This is a genomic window from Acinetobacter sp. A47, assembly GCF_000805455.1.
Taxonomy (GTDB): domain Bacteria; phylum Pseudomonadota; class Gammaproteobacteria; order Pseudomonadales; family Moraxellaceae; genus Acinetobacter.
Window position 1 is genome coordinate 267,625 of the sequence record NZ_JSUS01000071.1, and the last position, 18,367, is coordinate 285,991.

Below are 18,367 nucleotides of genomic sequence, written 5' to 3' on the forward strand. Positions count from 1 at the left end.
ATCAAACCCCTACCTTAACGGTGATGTGACAAGTACGCTTAGTAATACGATCTGCACGGCCTTTAGCACGTGGCATGATACGTTTCAGGCTCATGCCTTCATCAACGTAAATCGTAGTTACTTTAAGGTCATCAACATCTAAGCTGTTGTTGTGTTCAGCATTCGCAATTGCAGATTCAAGCGCTTTTTTAACAAGCACAGCTGCTTTCTTGTTGCTGAAGTTTAAAATGTCTAGCGCACGCGCAACCGACTTACCACGGATCAAATCAGCAACTAAACGTGCTTTTTGTGCCGAGATAGCGGCACCGCGTAATTTAGCAGTAACTTCCATCATAGCACCTATTAACGTTTAGACTTCTTATCAACACCGTGACCACGATAGGTACGAGTTGGTGCGAATTCACCCAATTTATGACCAACCATGTGTTCAGTAACGATTACTGGAACGTGGTTACGGCCATTGTGAACAGAAATTGTTAAACCAACAAAGTCTGGAAGGATCATTGAACGACGTGACCAAGTTTTGATCGGCTTACGGTTGTTAGCAGCAATAGCAGCTTCAACTTTAGCGAACAAATGTGCGTCGACGAATGGACCTTTTTTTAATGAACGAGGCATTATTCAGATTCCCTTACTTGACGCGACGGTCGCGAATAATCATCTTAGTCGTACGCTTGTTGGTACGTGTCTTGTACCCTTTAGCTTTTTGACCCCATGGGCTTACAGGTTGGATACCCTTACTACGCCCTTCACCACCACCGTGCGGGTGATCTACCGGGTTCATCGCCATACCACGTACGGTAGGACGAACACCGCGCCAGCGCGCAGCACCAGCTTTACCCAATGAACGAAGGTTGCTTTCTTGGTTAGAAACTTCACCAATAACAGCGCGACATTCAACATGGACTTTACGCATTTCGCCAGAACGTAAACGAACGATCGCGTAAGAACCATCACGACCCAGTAACTGAACTGAAGTACCAGCAGAACGTGCTAACTGAGCACCTTTACCGATTTTAAGTTCAAGGTTATGAAGGGTAGAACCGATTGGCATGTTACGAAGTGGCAAGCAGTTACCTGGACGAATTGGAGCATCGTTACCAGATTGAACTTTATCACCAGCACGTAAGCCTTTAGGCGCAATGATGTAACGACGTTCACCGTCAGCATATTTCAACAAAGCAATATGTGCTGTACGGTTAGGATCGTATTCGATACGTTCTACAGTTGCAGGAACGCCATCTTTATTACGTTTAAAGTCAACAATACGGTAGTTTTGCTTATGACCACCACCCACGTGACGTGTAGTGATGTGACCATTGTTATTACGACCACCAGTACGTTTTTTAGCTTCTACCAACGGTGCATAAGGCGCGCCTTTGTGAAGATGGTCATGAACCACTTTCTCTACAAAGCGACGTCCTGGAGACGTTGGCTTACATTTTTGAATTGGCATAATTCTCGTCCTTATTCCGCTGCGTTTTCAGCGGTATCGCCCAAGTCAGCCATTTCTACATCTTGGCCAGCTTTCAGGGTGACGTATGCTTTTTTCACATCAGAACGACGTCCTAATGTTTTACCAAAGCGTTTTGTTTTACCTTTAGTGATTGTTGTATTTACTTTAACAACTTCAACACCAAAGAGCTGCTCAACTGCTTTCTTGATTTCAAGCTTGTTTGCATTTAATGCAACTTTGAACACTTGAACACCAGCAGTATCACCTAAAACTTGTGCTTTTTCTGAGAATACTGGTCCTAATAGGACTTGATAGATACGTTCGTTGTTCATCCGAGTTCTACCTCAATTTTCTTAGCAGCAGCTACAGACATTACAACTTTATCAAATGCGATCAAGCTAACAGGATCAATAGCAGTAGCATCAACCACATCAACGTGTGGAAGGTTGCGCGCTGCAAGATACAAGTTCTCATCTACAGCATCTGTAATGATCAATGCGCGAGTTGCATTCAAGTCGGTAAGTTTTGCAAGCAATTCTTTAGTTTTTGGAGCTGCAACAGCAAACTCTTCAACCAATACAAGACGATCTTGGCGAACAAGTTCAGCTAAGATACATTGCATTGCACCGCGATACATCTTACGGTTTACTTTTTGAGACCAATCTTGTGGGCGAGCAGCAAAAGTTTTACCACCACCAACCCAGATTGGGCTACGAATAGAACCCGCACGAGCGCGACCAGTACCTTTTTGACGGAATGGCTTTTTACCACCGCCAGAAACATCTGCACGTGATTTGTGAGCACGAGTACCTTGACGACCACCAGCTAAATAAGCTGTAACAACTTGGTGTACAAGAGCTTCGTTAAATTCACGTCCGAAAGCAACTTCAGACAATTCAACAGCAGAGCCGGAAACAGTTTTTAAATTCACAGTATTTCCCCTCAGGCCTTGATGGTAGGACGCACGATAACGTCACCGCCAGTTGCACCAGGAATAGCACCCTTAACAACCAAAACAGAACGTTCAGCGTCAATAGATACGATTTCAAGACCTTGAACTGTTACGCGTTCATCACCTAAGTGACCAGCCATTTTCTTGCCTTTGAACACGCGACCAGGAGTCTGGTTTTGACCTGTAGAACCTAATACACGGTGAGATACAGAGTTACCGTGAGTAGCATCTTGCGTACGGAAATTCCAACGCTTAACACCACCTTGGAAGCCTTTACCTTTTGATTGACCAGTTACGTCAACAATTTGACCAACTGTGAACAAATCAACACCGATAGAAGCACCAACTTCGCGGCCTTCAAGCTCAGCTTCAGTAACGCGGAATTCTTTAACCAAACGGCCAGCAGCAACACCTGCTTTCGCAAAGTGACCTTTCTGAGCGTTAGTTACGCGCGATTCGCGACGTTCACCAGTAGTTACTTGAATTGCTTGATAACCATCAGTTTCAAGTGTTTTGATTTGCGTAATGCGGTTTGGATCGACTTCGATAACTGTAACAGGTACAGATACACCAGCATCCGTAAAGATGCGAGTCATACCACATTTGCGACCGACTAAACCAATAGCCATGTGCATAAACCTCTAATAAAGCGGCCTAATTAACTAAGCAGTTAATTAACCGAAAGCCTTAACCCAAAGCGATCTGAACATCTACACCAGCAGCAAGATCTAACTTCATCAATGCATCAACAGTTTTATCTGTTGGTTGAACGATATCGATCAAGCGCTTGTAAGTGCGGATTTCGTACTGATCACGAGCGTCTTTGTTGACGTGTGGTGAAGTAAGAACGTTGAAGCGTTCGATGCGAGTAGGCATCGGGATTGGACCACACACTTGTGCGCCAGTACGCTTAGCGGTTTCTACGATCTCTTGAGCAGATTGATCAATCAGGCGATGATCAAAAGACTTCAAACGGATACGAATTCTCTGGTTAGACATACCAGTAAACTCCAAGCCAAATATATAAAGAATCACCCATGACGCACCTCACCTTTTGGCAAGTGTCAAGGGCAGTGAAAATCACTATGGTCGTGATCGATGCCACGACTGTAATGCGTTGACTACTTTCTTCGTAGTGAACGCCCTCCATTTGAGGGTCGCCCATTATAACGATTGTTTAAGTCTTATGCAATTCTTCTTTTCATTTTTTAGGCATTTTATCTGTTTATGGACTCAACACATAGTCAATGGCCTGATTCAGCAAGCGGTTTCCCGCTTCAAACCGGCTTTTCCGGGTGCTTTTCAATTCAGCCATTGCCTGCACATGTTCACCCTTGAAAACAGCCATATCTTCTTCATTTTCGATCAGCAAAGCCAAAGCCTGTGGCGTGATTTCCGGATGAAACTGGAATCCAAGCACATTACGTCCAATCTGGTACATCTGGTTCCGGCAAACTTCATTCTCGGCCAGACGTACCCCACCTTTAGGAATTTCAAAGGTTTCACTATGCCATTGTAAAATATTCAAACGCTCGGGAACCTGAAAATAATCATCCGGAATATGTGAAGCACGCCCGACATCCATCCAGCCCAGCTCCTGAACCGGATTACGGCTGACAGCAGCACCCAGCGCATTGGCAATCAGTTGCCCGCCCAGACATAACCCGATGGCAGGCTTTCCGGCCGCCAGATAACGGCGTAACCATCTTTTTTCAAGTTTTAACCAGGGATAATTCGCCTCATCATTTACGCTCATGCTTCCGCCCATAATGATAAGCAAATCGACCTCATCTATATGCGGCAAAGCCTCCAGTTCAAGCGGTAAATCGACAGGCAAGGCAAAAAATTCGGTTGCAGTAATTTTTGCCTGATGAGCTTTCAAATACTCATAACAACTGCCAAAACCTTCACCAGCAATATGCTGAAAATAATGCACCCTTAAATGCGTCTTCATGCGCTATAACCTATTATCGTTAGAATGATGCTTAGTCTTAGCAAAAATAAAGCCAGTTTTAGGCAGGGCCCTGTATCTGTAACGTTTCTGTACAAAAGCGGTAAATCACTGGCAGCTTTGTTCGTTTTCTCTTAACCTCACAGATTATCCTGATTAGATTTTGCCCCATGACAACACCGAACCAAGCACAAACCGATCTCATCCACGCACCCCGTCAGGCACCCCAATATATTGAAACGGTTCAGCCTCCCCTATTTCGTGCATCAACCATCATTTTCAAAAGTACGGCGCACCTTTTTGACCGGCACTGGACCGATGCCTATGACTATAGTTATGGCACACACGGTACACCAACAACCTTTACCTTAGGGGACAATATTGCCCGGATTGAAGGCGGAAAATACTGCTTGCTGGCACCCAGCGGCTTATCTGCGATCAATCTGGTCAACAGCACCTTGCTAGCTACAGGAGATGAAGTCTGGGTACCGGACAATATTTACGGCCCTAATCTTGAGCACCTGAACCATCTGCAAGACCGTTATGGCATTAGGGTTAAAATGTATAATCCGGTTGATGCCGCCAGTTTTCAACCGACAGAGAAAGCCAAGCTGATCTGGCTGGAAGCAGCAGGCTCGGTCACGCTAGAGTTTCCCGATCTTATCAACCTGGTCAAGAAAGCACAGCAGGCCAAGGTACTGACTGCATTGGATAACACCTGGGGCGCCGGCCTGGCATTTAATGCTTTCGACTTCTCTGCTGAACATTTAGCAGTCGACATCACCGTACATGCCCTCACCAAATACCCGAGCGGAGGGGGTGACATCCTCATGGGTTCAGTGGTGACCCGCGATCAACAGCTCCACCACAAGCTATACCGGATGCATGCGATTCAGGGGATTTGCGTTTCTGGTGATGATACGGCGCAGATTCAACGCAGTCTGGCCCATATGTCACTCCGCTATGACCAGCAATCACAAAGCGCCCTGCACCTGCTTGAATGGCTCAAGCAACAACCGCAATTTAGTCAGGTCTTGCATCCGGCCTCACCTGATTCGGCAGGTCATCAGTTCTGGACAGAAATTTGCCCGAGCAGAAAAAGTGCCGGACTGGTCAGTGTCATTTTCAAAGCAGGATATGATTTGAGCGCAGTTCGTAAATTCTGTGATAACTTAAAACTGTTTAAGCTTGGATTTAGCTGGGGTGGCCCGGTTAGTCTGGCCATGCTCTATGACTTAAAGCAGATGCGCACACTGCAAAATACACATTTACAACAAGGTTTGCTGGTGCGCTTCTGTATTGGACTAGAACATCCGCAGGATTTAATACAAGATATTCAAAACGCATTAAAACAGCTCGAATGAAATTAAAAAACAGGTGAAGCATGAATACACCCATCGTGATCGCTAAAAAAACTACAGATACAACACAAGAAATTGTTTTGCATTCTAAATTTGCAAACCGGCATGGTCTGATTGCCGGTGCCACAGGAACCGGTAAAACCGTTACCCTAAAAGTGCTGGCAGAAAGCTTTTCCCGACTGGGTTTACCCGTATTCCTTGCCGATGCCAAAGGCGATGTTTCCAGCCTTGCCAAAGCTGGTGAGAGTAATCCCAAATTTGATGAACGACTGAAAACCTTACAACTTGAACCTGTCCCCTTTGCTGCTGCACCTGTAATTTTCTGGGATTTATTTGGTCAGCAAGGCCACCCGATCCGCACCACCATTTCAGAAATTGGCCCCTTATTACTGGCTCAGATGCTAAACCTGAATGATACGCAGGAAGGCGTGCTTTCTGCTGTATTCAGGATTGCCGATGATCAAGGCCTTTTACTGATCGATTTTAAAGATCTCAAAGCAATGCTCAGCTATGTCAGTGAAAATGCAGCCGAGCTAAAAGCTGAATATGGCAATCTCTCTCCGGCCAGTCTCGGAGCCATTCAACGTAATTTACTGGCTTTAGGCGATCAGGGCGGTGAACAGTTCTTTGGTGAACCGAGCCTGAATATCCTCGACTTTATTCAGACCGATCCCCATGGTCATGGCTACATCAATATTTTAGCAGCCGACAAGCTGATGAATACCCCAAAACTGTACGCCACCTTCTTACTCTGGATGATGTCGGAGCTATTTGAACAGCTACCGGAAGTCGGCGATATGGACAAACCCAAACTGGTGTTCTTCTTTGATGAGGCACACTTGCTGTTTGACAATGCCAGCCCGGCCTTACAACAGAAGATTGAACAAGTGGTACGTCTGATCCGTTCCAAAGGAGTGGGGATTTACTTTATTACCCAGAACCCGCTCGATCTGCCAGAAAGTGTTTTAGGACAACTTGGCAATCGCGTACAGCATGCCTTACGTGCATTTACGCCCAAAGACCAGAAAGCAGTTAAAACTGCCGCAGATACCTTCCGTGCCAATCCAGAGTTTAAAGTGGATCAAGCCATTACCGAACTGGCAGTTGGGGAAGCATTGATTAGCTGTCTGGATGAACAGGGCACACCGCAAATCGTGGAACGTGGCTGGGTGATGCCACCCTACTCCTCTTTTACACCGATTAGCCCTGAAGAACGCCAAGTGATCATTTCACAAAGTATCGTCGCAGGTGTGTACGATCAAGCAGTAGACCGCGACAGCGCCTATGAAATGCTGCAAAAGAAAGTCCTGCAACAATCCCAGCAAAAGGAAGCAGAGGCCTTGGCAAAACAGCAAAGCAAAGAACAGGAAGCGCTGGCCAAGCAACAGGCCAAAGAGCAAGAGCGTTTTGCCCGTGAGCAACAGAAAGCTGCCGAAAAAGCGCAACGTGACCGGGAAAAACTGACGCAGGATATCGTGGGAACCTTTGCAAAAAGTGCCGCACGCAGTCTGGGTGGCAGTACCGGACAAAAAATTGTCCGGGGTCTACTGGGTTCACTGTTTGGTAAATAAATTAGTTATCTGGTTAAAAATTAAGGGATAATATATTATCCCTTAATTTTTTTATGGAATTTATTCCCACAGTTATTGCAAATGTTATTTATAAGATGTATTTTAAATACATCTTATAAATAACAGCCAAGCGAGATCCTCATGACTCCACAGCAAATTGAACTGGTCAAAGCCACTGTTCCTGTCCTTCGTGAAAATGGTGTGGCCCTGACCGGATATTTTTATAACCGCATGTTAGGAAACAATCCTGATCTAAAAGAAACCTTTAACATGGGGCATCAACGCAGTGGAGCTCAGGCACAGGCGCTTGCAGGGGCAGTTCTGGCTTATGCAGAAAATATCGAAGATCCTTCGGTACTGTTACCAGTGGTAGAGCTGATTGCGCACAAACATGTCAGCTTAAACATCCAGTCGCCAGACTACGGCATTGTGGGTGAAAACCTGCTGCATTCGATTAGTGAAGTATTGAATATTTCCATGGAAGATCCACTGATTGGAGCCTGGGCTGCAGCTTACGGACAACTGGCTGATTTGTTTATCAGCACTGAAAAAGCGATTTATGAGCAACATCAACAAACCCGAGGCAGCTGGCTGGGCTGGCGTAATTTCAAAATTGTCAAGAAGGTGGTAGAAAGTGACGAAATTACCTCTTTCTACCTCGCGCCTGTGGATGGTGGTGAATTACCACAATATGAAGCAGGCCAATACATTTCAGTTCGCGTATTTGTATCTGAGCTCAATTTAAGACAACCCCGCCAGTACACCCTTTCAACCAGCCCACAGGCAGATTACCTGCGTATCTCGGTGAAACGTGAAGATGAAAAAGGTGAACTTGCTGGTGGCTGGGTATCCAGTACCTTACACGGTTTAGCAGAAGGTTCGGAAATTGAAGTGTCGGCACCCACAGGAAACTTCTATTTAATTGACAGCAACAAACCTAATGTCTTTATCAGTGGAGGTGTTGGCTTAACTCCAATGATTGCCATGCTCAACCAGCTGGTAACTTTGGATATGCCACAACCGGTGAGCTTTATTCATGCCTGCCGTAGCAGCCAGGTTCATGCCATGAAGAAGCATGTGCAGGAGCTAAAAGGCAAGTATCCACGTTTAAGTACCTTTACAGCGTATGAATTTCCGCAGCAAGCTGATGTACTCGGTGAGGATTATGACAGCGCTGGTCGTCTGGATCTGAGCACGATGGATGCCGCCCTGCTTCCAGCCCATGCAGATTACTATTTATGTGGACCAATGCCATTTATGGCAGAGCAACACAAGGCACTGCTGGCACGGGGCATTCCTGCTGAACATATTCACAGTGAAGCCTTTGGTACCGGTGGTGTCAAACTGAGCTGATCTGCATTGCATTTTGTATAAGGCTAGCCTGTGATAGACTAGCCTTTTCTATTTATTGTCCCAGATCGAATCAAGCCACATGCAACTTAACAAGTTTACAGATTATGCACTCAGAATCCTGATGTATGTTGCTCGCCCGAGTGATGTACCCTATACGATTGCAGATATCGCCAAAGACTTGCATGTGTCGCAAAACCATCTGGTAAAAGTCGTGCATTTCATGGGCAAGCAGCAATGGATCGTGACCATTCGTGGCAAAGGTGGCGGTCTTCACCTCAACCCGGAGGCCAAAAACCTGAAACTGGGAGAGATTGTCCGGACTTTACAGGGCAGCCACCAGATTGTTGAATGCAATACCCCTCCCTGCGTATTAAGATCACATTGCGGACTTAAAGGGATTTTAGATCAGGCACTCGAATGTTTTTATCAGAGTCTGGATCAATATACACTGGGCGAAGTGGTGCAGCACGGAATCGTTCCCTCCTCAGCGCACTCAGACATCAGCTTTCTGGAACTGCTACACAAAGCCTGATGGCAGCTTCAACATCAGGATTCGCACGAAGCCTTCACATCCTTTATAATGGTCGTTGCTATTTCAATTCAAAAGTAAGCTTCTATGCGTCGTAGTGAAAAATCGAAAGACACCAAAGCCAGACTCGCACCTAAACAAAAAATCAGCTATGAAAAAAAGCCTGATCCAGCATTGACTGAATATGCGGTTCAATCTTTAACCTGGTTGCGCCAGGCTGAATTTTTAATGAGTGCGCCCAAGCTGGCTTTATGCGTAGAAGATACAGGCTATGAAATTGCATTTGCCGGGCGTTCAAATGCCGGCAAGTCCAGTGCGATCAACACTTTAACCAACCAAAAGCAACTGGCGCGCGCCTCTAAAAAACCGGGCCGCACCCAGATGATCAACTTTTTTAGTCTGGGCAATCCGGATCAGCGTCTGGTCGACTTGCCCGGTTATGGTTATGCAGCGGTGCCAGAAGCCATGAAAATTGTCTGGCAGAAAGAACTGGAAAACTATCTGATCCACCGTAAAAGCCTGCAAGGTCTGGTGCTATTGATGGATATTCGCCATCCCTTGCAACACTTCGACCTGATGATGCTGGAATGGGCACATTCCCGTCACTTGTTCGTACACATCCTGCTCACCAAGGCCGACAAGCTGAATCGCGGCCCTGCCAATAAAGCCCTGCTGGAAGTCAAGCAGCAACTGAAGAAGATGAAACTCGATTTCTCGATTCAACTGTTCTCGTCACTCAACCGAATCGGGCTGGAAGAATTGGCGAGTGTGATGGCTGGCCGACTGAACTTTACCCTTGACCAGCCGGCTGAATTTGATCTGGAGCAGATTCCGGAGGCTTCAGAAACCGACCTCGAAGAATAAAAAATGCATTTCATGCAACTTGATGCATTAAATAATTTTTAATTGTCCCGAATTGCTAAACACAAACACTAGGCAGTTTACATATACTGCTTAGTGTTGGTTGATTGCACTATCGATTGGGACGAAACAACAATGAAATTACTATCATTTGTGAAGAACAAGATTGGTTCTTCAATTGACTATAAAATCCTCCCGCGCAAGGTCAAGTTTGATTGGGAAAATACGCCCGTAGACTGGATCCCAGATCAACCTTTTGCCAGTTATTTCATTAATGAAATTAATAACATCTTACCTGCCGGCGAGTTCTGGTTCTGCCGTTTATATAATAAGGTCCTGCCTAAAATCACCGATGAAAAACTAAAACAGGATGTTCAGGCATTTATTCGTCAGGAAGCCATGCATGCTGTTGCCCATACCTCGGCAAATAAAGAATATCTCAGTCAGCGCAATATCGATATCCAGCGTAATCTCGACATTATGGATTTCCTGTTTGGCAAAGTGCTGGCAGACAAACCATTTGGTAAAGACATCCCGAAAGTTCTGGATCATCAATGGGACTTATTCCGTCTCGGTGTAATTGCCACCGTTGAGCATATGACCTGTGTACTCGGAAAATATGCGCTTTACAACAAACGCTGGGAAGAACTGGGTGCCGATCCGGAAATGCTAGACCTGATCAAATGGCATGGCTCAGAAGAAATCGAACACCGTACCGTCGCCTTTGACCTTTACCGTCATTTAGGCGGTGGCTATATTGCACGTTACTACCTCAGTGTCGCGGTCATTGCCGGTGTTCTCGGGCTATGGGTTGACGGCGCAGCCCATATCATGAGCCAAGACCCACGTTTTGCCGACAAGAAACCCAGCGTGTTTAAACCCTGGATCTGGATGGAATGGTCCAAGATCGCCTTAAAGGATTCTAAAATACTGCCCGGCCCTGCATGGTTGGTGGCACAACAGCTGGATTATTTGATGCCGTGGTACGACCCGGTTAAGGAAGGCAACACCCAGGATGCGGTGAATTATTTAAACAGTTCACCAGCCGCCAAACGGGCGTTACAGCAAGCCGCTTAAACCTTGAAACCTAAAAAAAGCAGGAATAATCTCCTGCTTTTTTTATTTTCCAATTCAGCTTAGCTTGCCTCGGCTTCGGCCTGTTTGGCATAGCGATCCACCACCACACTGATCATCATGTCTCCCTGCACATTGACCACGGTACGCACGGTATCGAGCACACGGTCAATCGGCAACAAGATGGCAATCGCTTCGGCTGGCAAACCGACGGATTGCAGTACCATAATCATGGTGACCATGCCTGCACTCGGAATGCCCGGCGCGCCCAGTGAGGCAATCATGGCAGTCAAGCAGACAATAATCTGCTGAGTCAAACTGAGATCCAAGCCCATTAAATTGGCAATAAATAAAGCGGCAGCGGCCTCATAAAGCGCCGTACCATCCATATTTAACTGGGTACCCAACGGAATCACAAAGCCTGCGGTCTGCGGCCGAACCCCCAGATTTTCCTGTGCACATTTCATGCTCAGCGGCATGGTGGCAGAGCTGGAACTGGTGGCAAATGCCGTGACCAGTGCGGTTCTCGCCCCCCTGAAAAAGGTGACCGGACTCATGCGCCCAAACACCCACAGCAAGGCAGGTAATACCACTACACCGTGAAAAATGGTGGTTCCGGTCACCACCGCCGCAAACTCGACCAAGCGGCTCAGTACTGACAGATCCTCAGTCGCAATCAGCTTGGCCAAGAGTGCAAAAATACCAATTGGAGCCAGCTTCATGACCCAGCCAACCAGCAGCATCATGATGTCAAAAAATTGCTGGCTGATATTGCGAACCAGAGCAAAACGTTCTCCCCCCTTAACCAGAGCAACCCCCAGAAATAAGGCAAACACCACTACAGCCAGCACATTACCTTCACTAAAGGCCTTGAATGGATTAATGAGCGTATTTTGAATAAAAGTGGTGAAAAAACTGGATGGCGTCAAGGTATCGGGTGTCTGATGACGCTCCATGGCAGCCTGAAACAGCTGGATATCTACGCCTTTGCCCACATCGAACAGATGGGCACAGCCAATTCCCAAAATCAGGGCCAGCGTGGTGGTGGTCAGACAGCTGAGCGCGGTAATTTTCCAGACTCGGCCAAACTGGCCTCCGGCCTGCAAATTGGACACACCGACAACAATCGAGCTAAAGATCAGGGGAATCAGCAGCATTTTCAGCAAACCGATAAACACGCTACTGAGCACACCCAGTCCATATAAACTGTATTCAACCCAAGCGCTGTGCGGGTAGGCGACCAGCAGGAAACCCAGGCCTACCCCCAATACGGCGGCAATCAAAATCTGTGTATTTAAATTCATTGTAATTGATAAAATCCTTTAACCTGACCTTACTATGGCATGCCGATATGGAAGAATCGAGCAATTTTTTGTCAGCCCGAAACTAAAAAAGCCATCAGGATGACGGCTTTTTGAATGCGGTATTTTACTGGGTTTCGATTTCCCTGAGCCGAATCAGCCCCTCCTGAACAGTGCTACAGACCAGTTGCCCATTTTGCCACATCCGCCCGAAATTCAGGCCCCGCGAACCGGCACTGACCGTGGCTTCCATATCATAGAGCATCCATTCATCGGCACGTAAAGGACGATGGAAATAAATGGTGTGATCAATACTGGCACATTGCAGATTTGGTGAAATCCAGGATAAGCCATGTGGACGTAATGCCGTGGTCATCAAGGTAAAGTCAGAATAGAATGCGACGATGGCCTGATGTAAGGAAATTTCGTCCAGCTCTTGCGGAATCGTGCCATGGGTACGAATATAATGCGCATAAAATGGCGCTTCAGGCTGCGGCTGGAACGGGTTGATCAACTGTGTCGGGCGAATCTCGACGTGACGTTCACGCATAAAGCTGGCACGTACATTTTCAGGGACAAAATTAATCAGGCTTTCTTTCAGTTCATTTTCCGATTTTAACGATTCCGGTGCCGGATACTCCGGCTCCTTATGCTGGTAGTTCAGGCCCTCTTCCGGGTTGGCAAAAGATACCATCGCAGAGAAAATCGTCCGTCCATGCTGGATTGCCCGCACCTGCCGGCTGGCAAAACTCTTGCCATCACGGAGCGGATCAACTTCATAAATGATCGGTGCGTTGACATCGCCTCCATACAGGAAATAGGCATGTAAAGAGTGTGCTGGACGATCTGTGGTATAGGACGCCGCCCTTAAGGCTTGTCCAAGCACCTGTCCGCCGAATACCCGTTTGCCTACCAAATTGCGGCTATTGCCCCGAAAAATATGCTCTTCCAGCTTTTCCAGGGTCAACAGTTCAACCAATTCTTGAGTTAACGCATTCATGTAATTGTCTTCCAACATCAATGGGGAGAGATCAACCAGTCCTTCAGGGTTGATATTTTTGATTGTGCCACAAATTCAAATGACAATGCTCAGGATAAAATGATTCATCCGTCACGTTAATCGTATTTATAACTGCTAAAAATACGATTTTTAACGATAAAATCTACCAAATACGCTATATTTTGTCAGAAAATAACATACCGTTTTATGTAAGAATAACGCAGAATGTCGTGTTCATCATGAATCGATGCTAGGATTATGATTTAGGAGTTTGTAATGTCCAAGACTGGATTTGGTCAAATGTATCGCCAACTTTCGAGTAAGTTACTTGACCTGGTGGTCACCCCACATGTCCTGGGTGAAGTTCCTACAGAATCCACCACAACAGAACCCAGCCTAACAGAATCCAATAAGCTGGTTTGCTATGTGTTGCAGAATTATTCGCGTAGTAATGCATTGGTGGTCGATGGTGAAACCCGTCGCCTTCACTTAAAACCTGCGCTGGACCCTCTAAGTTTCGGCACTTATCAAGAAAAAAACTCAGTCCTGTTTTTACATCATAACGAAAATAATTTCTTTAATACCCAGACCTATCCTCCCCGCCTGCTACAACTTGTTGAAGCTCTTGAACAGCATCCCGATATCGATGTACAGCTGGTGCCGGTTACCGTGTTATGGGGACGCTCGCCTGACAAAGAAGATTCCTGGTTCAAATTATTATTCTCCGATACCTGGGCCACACCGGGTACGGTCAAGCAGCTGATGAATATTGGCTTGCATGGCCGTCAGTCTTATTTAGAGTTTCATGAGCCGCAATCGTTACGTGAGCTGGTTGACTATGCCAAGGCCAATCATCCGAACGTTTCACCGGCAACCTATATCACCAGCTCACTAGACACCTATCTCGACCAGCAACGTGAAGTGGTGCTTGGCCCCGATTTGTCCGATCGCCGTAACGTCATGCAATCGGTGGTCAAGTCACCTGAAGTTCAGGAAGCCATTCGCCGTGAAAGCATCCAGCACAAGATCAGTATGCTGGAAGCAGAACGCCGTGCGATTGGCTACGTCAATGAAATCGTGTCGGACTATTCCGCCTCTGCAGTCCGTTTTGCCGATATGGCCCTGACCCGTTTATGGACACAGCTCTATGACGGCGTTGAAGTCCATAACTTCAGCACCGTGCGTGAACTGGCAAAAGACTATGAAATTGTCTATACCCCGTGTCACCGTAGTCATATCGACTATCTGTTATTGTCATACGTGATTTATAAACGCGGCCTGATGATTCCGTATATTGCCGCTGGTGATAACCTGAACCTGCCTTTTGTTGGCCAGCTATTACGTGGTGGCGGTGCTTTCTTCATTCGTCGTTCTTTCCGCGGCAATGCACTTTATACTTCTGTATTTAAAGAGTATTTATACAGCATCTTATCGCGCAATACTCCACTGGAATACTTCATTGAAGGTGGCCGCTCCCGTACCGGGCGTTTACTGCCTCCAAAAACGGGCATGCTGGCCATGACCATTCAAGGTCATTTGCGCGGCCCGGCCAAACCGATTGTATTTGTACCGACCTATATCGGTTATGAGCGCCTGATGGAAGGTTCGACCTATGTCGGTGAAATGCAGGGTAAACCGAAAGAAGCCGAATCGATTTTTGGTATCGTTAAAACCTTACGCAAGATTGAACGTATCTTCGGTAAGGTACATGTCAACTTTGGCGAACCGGTATTCCTGAACGATATTCTGGAACAGAATCATATAGAGCAAAACCAGAACCAAGTTCCAAGCTCGACCGAGATTTCAACGGTGGTTGCCAATTCGGCCAACCTGATTCTGGAAAATATCAACCGTGCCGTGGTAATCAATCCGGTCTCACTGCTCTCCTTAATCTTGCTGGCCACACCAAAGCACACCCTTGATGAAGAAATCTGTGCCAAACAGCTCGACATCTACCGTGATCTGGCCACCCAGCAGCCGTATGATGAACGTACGCAAGTCACTTCACTGTCTGGCAAGGAAATTGTTGCGTACGGCCTCAAACTGAAGCTGATCAAACGTGTCCAGCACGTATTAGGCGATATTATTGCGATTGAAGATAATCAGGCGGTATTGCTGACCTACTTCCGCAACAACATCCTGCATGCCTTTGTACTGCCTTCACTGGTTGCTTCCCTGGTTGAGCACAACGGCAAAATTCACAAGAACGATCTAAGTAATGTTATCCGTACCTTATATCCGTTCCTGAAAGCCGAGCTGTTCATGAAATGGCAAGCAGCCGATTTGCAACCACAGATTGATAGCTATATCGATGCTCTGGTGAAAATTGGCCTGATTTTCCAGGATCATGAAGACAACCTGTTTAGTCCGACACCAAACAGTGAAGAACACCAGAAACTGGTCACGCTGGCCATGCCGGTCAAACAGAGTCTGGAACGCTATTACATGACCCTTGCACTGATTACCCAGCGTGGTTCAGGCAATATCTCCACCAAGCAGGTTGAAGAACTCAGTCATTTACTGGGCCAGCGCCTCTCTGTGCTGTATGAATTCAATTCACCAGAATTCTTTGACAAGGCATTATTCCAGAGCTTTATCAAAGTGCTGACCCAGCAAAACTATATCCGCAACAATGATCAGGGCTTCATTGAATACGATGATAATTTCAGTGAAATGGCAGCTGGCGCACAACTGGTGCTGGATGAAACCACCTTGCAAATGCTGCAGCACATCACCACCTTTAGTGATGAAGAGCTGGCTGAGGCATTAGAAGCAGTCGCCTCACAACAGGCCAAACGTCGCCTGAAACGCAAGAAAGCGTAAATAAAAAATGAATCCTCCCTCTTGCGCTGCTACAACCGCAGCTCACCTTTTCAAGGGGGAGTTCATGAAGTCTAAAATTATCCTGGATTCCTAATCACCCTCTTTTTAAAGAGGGGTTAGGAGCGATTTTTAAATGAATAATTAAAAGGTTTGACTCACTGATCAATATTACAACTCCGCTTGCCTTTTTCTTTGACGTCAACGGCGACAGCCCAGATATTTAGGGTCATCCTGGCAACGCAGCCGGTTGATCAGCTCAACAAAATACGCATCATAATATCCGGTATCGACATAACGTTTGCTGATCTTGACCACCATTGCATCATAGCCCTGCTTCTCGTAGCTTGAGATATCTGCCCAATAATAAGCAGGTAAATGGTTTTCCCACTGAATGGCCTGCGCAGCCAGACTATTGCTATTTTTGACAAACCATGACCGCACCTGATGGCCAAAACCCGCAGGATAAGCTTGCGGCCGGATCACAAGATTCATCGCAAAGTAAGCGACAGGAAAATTCACCACCTGGGTCGCCTCACCAAATTCGGTTTTCAGGTTATAAGGCAGTATCCCATAAGCCGGCGCAGCCAGAATATCGATTTTTTTACGCTTAAACAAATCAATGGCATTGGAAAAATCGACATATACCGGTTTAGCTCCCACACTCTGTACCAGAGCCAGCTGTGGCGGGTTATCTGCCAGAATCCCGATCGTTTTATTGCGTAATTGCGACACCTTATTGATCAGCTGGGTGTTCATGGTCATATAAGCCGTACCAATCGGGATCATGCCGATGACTTCATAATCCGCAGCAATCATGCGCTTTTCGACATTGGAATGATTCAGCAGTTGCAGGAATGCACGTGCTACACGGTTATTCGGAATGAGGCCAATACCGCCTGTAGTTCCCATAAAATGATTATAACGATGCGTATTAAAGTTTGAAGCCACCAGACCGGAACACTGGTTTCGCTCAAAAGACTGAATGGCATCCTTTTCATTTTTATAGGTTTTAAGCTTCAACTCAACCTGGTTTTGCAATGCATAGGACCGTATATCCTGTAAACGGCGGCTAATATCACCCTGTGTACTTAACGGATCAAATACACACCATGACTGCTCGTCGGCCCAACTCGCCGTGGCGATCAATGCAAGCAGGCTCATCCAGATTATTTTTCTCATGTCTCACCTTCTATGCTTCTCAGCAAACGCTGGTTCCATTCAGGCAGTTCCTTTAAGGAATCTCATCATCGGCAAGGTTTATCACCTTGCTACTTTTTAAATCATCTTGACAGTGTAAAGTAATTATTCTGCATTACTATGGACAGATAAGGCTGCAGCGTAGTCATTAAAGCAAATCCGGTGCTCAATACTAAAACCGGTTTCAACCAGCCGCGTGGCATAAATTTGCTTGCCGGTCTGCTGTTTCGAGACCAATTGCAAAGCCGGTATCTGTAGTTGCCGCTGAAACCATAACAAGATTTCATGCATGGGCAACGGCCTGTTGTTGGTCACGATATAGCTCGTCTCAACTTTAGCCAGACTCATCAATAAAGCCAAAAAACCGGCCAGATCGTCGATATGAATCCGGTTGCTATAATGTATGGCCGGATAAGTCCGGGTTTGCTCAGCCAGACTTTTGAGCCGGGCAATGGAAGTGCCATAGATGCCTGCAGGACGGACAATAATACTTTCTTGCGGATAATACTGTTGCCACAACAACTCCATGCGACGCAGCAGATGGCCTTGCGGGTCAGCAGGCCGGATCTCGCTCTCGTCATCAATGCGTTGTCCTGCATTTTCTCCATAGATCCGGGTGGAAGATACCACAATGATACGTTGCACAGGATGGGGCTTTAGCGCCTGAACAATGGGCCCGATGCTATCGACATAGGTGTGCTGATAAGCCTCAACCCCACTTTCAGAAGGTGCCAGAATGATATACACCACATCCACAGGTGCCAGCCCGGTCAAATCAAGTTGATGAATGTCCTGAATATAATGGGTCGCGTAACAATCTGTTTTTGCACTGCGACTTATTGTGCTAATGTGGTGACCTTGCTCAAATAAGTGTTTAGCGACACGCTGAGATGTTTTACCATAACCAATAAATAAAATATGCATACACACCCTTGACC

At 46.5% G+C, this 18,367-nt stretch carries 19 protein-coding genes; 7 read left to right on the forward strand and 12 right to left on the reverse strand.

Annotated features, from left to right (window positions below; translation table 11 throughout):
• Position 1 precedes the first annotated feature (1 nt).
• From rplV to OC23_RS16680, 8 genes are all read right to left on the reverse strand, one after another.
• Positions 2-331, reverse strand: a complete 330-nt coding sequence (gene rplV, locus OC23_RS16645; RefSeq protein ID WP_005086837.1) for a 50S ribosomal protein L22 — start codon at positions 329-331, stop codon at positions 2-4.
• A gap of 11 nt (positions 332-342) precedes the next feature.
• Positions 343-618 carry a 30S ribosomal protein S19 gene (gene rpsS / locus OC23_RS16650; RefSeq protein ID WP_004641066.1) on the reverse strand — a complete coding sequence of 92 codons (276 nt, stop codon included), beginning with the start codon at positions 616-618 and terminating at the stop codon, positions 343-345.
• 13 nt (positions 619-631) lie between these two features.
• Positions 632-1,456 (reverse strand): 50S ribosomal protein L2, encoded by an 825-nt coding sequence (rplB, locus tag OC23_RS16655; RefSeq protein ID WP_038346094.1) that lies wholly within the window; start codon positions 1,454-1,456, stop codon positions 632-634.
• 11 nt (positions 1,457-1,467) lie between these two features.
• Positions 1,468-1,788 (reverse strand): 50S ribosomal protein L23, encoded by a 321-nt coding sequence (gene rplW, locus OC23_RS16660; RefSeq protein ID WP_038346096.1) that lies wholly within the window; start codon positions 1,786-1,788, stop codon positions 1,468-1,470.
• Positions 1,785-2,387 (reverse strand): 50S ribosomal protein L4, encoded by a 603-nt coding sequence (gene rplD / locus OC23_RS16665; protein ID WP_004641072.1) that lies wholly within the window; start codon positions 2,385-2,387, stop codon positions 1,785-1,787. The genes rplW and rplD overlap by 4 nt, the downstream gene beginning before the upstream one ends.
• Before the next feature lie 11 nt (positions 2,388-2,398).
• Positions 2,399-3,037 (reverse strand): 50S ribosomal protein L3, encoded by a 639-nt coding sequence (rplC, locus tag OC23_RS16670; protein ID WP_038346097.1) that lies wholly within the window; start codon positions 3,035-3,037, stop codon positions 2,399-2,401.
• Positions 3,038-3,095: 58 nt separating this feature from the next.
• Positions 3,096-3,407, reverse strand: coding sequence for a 30S ribosomal protein S10 (gene rpsJ / locus OC23_RS16675; RefSeq protein ID WP_000070912.1), 312 nt, complete (start codon positions 3,405-3,407; stop codon positions 3,096-3,098).
• A 226-nt stretch (positions 3,408-3,633) separates the two neighbouring features.
• On the reverse strand, positions 3,634-4,362 hold the full coding sequence (locus OC23_RS16680; RefSeq protein ID WP_038346098.1) for a type 1 glutamine amidotransferase: 729 nt from the start codon (positions 4,360-4,362) through the stop codon (positions 3,634-3,636).
• Between the two features lie 167 nt (positions 4,363-4,529).
• On the opposite strand from OC23_RS16680, the gene OC23_RS16685 reads away from it, so the two are divergent.
• The 6 genes from OC23_RS16685 to OC23_RS16710 all read left to right on the forward strand — a co-directional run bounded on the left by OC23_RS16685 (position 4,530) and on the right by OC23_RS16710 (position 11,111).
• Entirely contained in the window at positions 4,530-5,723 is a 1,194-nt protein-coding gene (locus OC23_RS16685; RefSeq protein ID WP_038346099.1) for a PLP-dependent transferase, read from the forward strand.
• Between the two features lie 20 nt (positions 5,724-5,743).
• Positions 5,744-7,291 carry a helicase HerA-like domain-containing protein gene (locus OC23_RS16690; protein ID WP_038346100.1) on the forward strand — a complete coding sequence of 516 codons (1,548 nt, stop codon included), beginning with the start codon at positions 5,744-5,746 and terminating at the stop codon, positions 7,289-7,291.
• Between the two features lie 141 nt (positions 7,292-7,432).
• Entirely contained in the window at positions 7,433-8,644 is a 1,212-nt protein-coding gene (gene hmpA, locus OC23_RS16695; protein WP_038346101.1) for an NO-inducible flavohemoprotein, read from the forward strand.
• A 79-nt stretch (positions 8,645-8,723) separates the two neighbouring features.
• The gene (locus tag OC23_RS16700; protein ID WP_038346102.1) at positions 8,724-9,176 is read left to right on the forward strand and encodes an RrF2 family transcriptional regulator; all 453 of its coding nucleotides are present in this window, start codon (positions 8,724-8,726) and stop codon (positions 9,174-9,176) included.
• A gap of 84 nt (positions 9,177-9,260) precedes the next feature.
• Complete coding sequence (gene yihA / locus OC23_RS16705) at positions 9,261-10,037, forward strand: ribosome biogenesis GTP-binding protein YihA/YsxC (protein WP_038346103.1); 777 nt, start codon at positions 9,261-9,263, stop codon at positions 10,035-10,037.
• Between the two features lie 132 nt (positions 10,038-10,169).
• On the forward strand, positions 10,170-11,111 hold the full coding sequence (locus tag OC23_RS16710) for a metal-dependent hydrolase (RefSeq protein WP_038346104.1): 942 nt from the start codon (positions 10,170-10,172) through the stop codon (positions 11,109-11,111).
• A gap of 59 nt (positions 11,112-11,170) precedes the next feature.
• Here OC23_RS16710 and OC23_RS16715 read toward each other — a convergent pair whose 3' ends face one another.
• On the reverse strand, positions 11,171-12,412 hold the full coding sequence (locus OC23_RS16715; RefSeq protein ID WP_038346105.1) for a dicarboxylate/amino acid:cation symporter: 1,242 nt from the start codon (positions 12,410-12,412) through the stop codon (positions 11,171-11,173).
• 124 nt (positions 12,413-12,536) lie between these two features.
• Positions 12,537-13,409 carry an acyl-CoA thioesterase gene (locus OC23_RS16720; RefSeq protein WP_038346106.1) on the reverse strand — a complete coding sequence of 291 codons (873 nt, stop codon included), beginning with the start codon at positions 13,407-13,409 and terminating at the stop codon, positions 12,537-12,539.
• Positions 13,410-13,685: 276 nt separating this feature from the next.
• On the opposite strand from OC23_RS16720, the gene plsB reads away from it, so the two are divergent.
• Entirely contained in the window at positions 13,686-16,232 is a 2,547-nt protein-coding gene (plsB, locus tag OC23_RS16725) for a glycerol-3-phosphate 1-O-acyltransferase PlsB (RefSeq protein ID WP_038346107.1), read from the forward strand.
• Between the two features lie 198 nt (positions 16,233-16,430).
• Here plsB and OC23_RS16730 read toward each other — a convergent pair whose 3' ends face one another.
• Together OC23_RS16730 and OC23_RS16735 are read right to left on the reverse strand one after the other, a co-directional pair.
• Positions 16,431-17,411 carry a putative solute-binding protein gene (locus tag OC23_RS16730; RefSeq protein WP_038346108.1) on the reverse strand — a complete coding sequence of 327 codons (981 nt, stop codon included), beginning with the start codon at positions 17,409-17,411 and terminating at the stop codon, positions 16,431-16,433.
• A gap of 123 nt (positions 17,412-17,534) precedes the next feature.
• The gene (locus tag OC23_RS16735) at positions 17,535-18,353 is read right to left on the reverse strand and encodes an NAD-dependent epimerase/dehydratase family protein (protein WP_038346109.1); all 819 of its coding nucleotides are present in this window, start codon (positions 18,351-18,353) and stop codon (positions 17,535-17,537) included.
• Positions 18,354-18,367 lie beyond the last annotated feature (14 nt).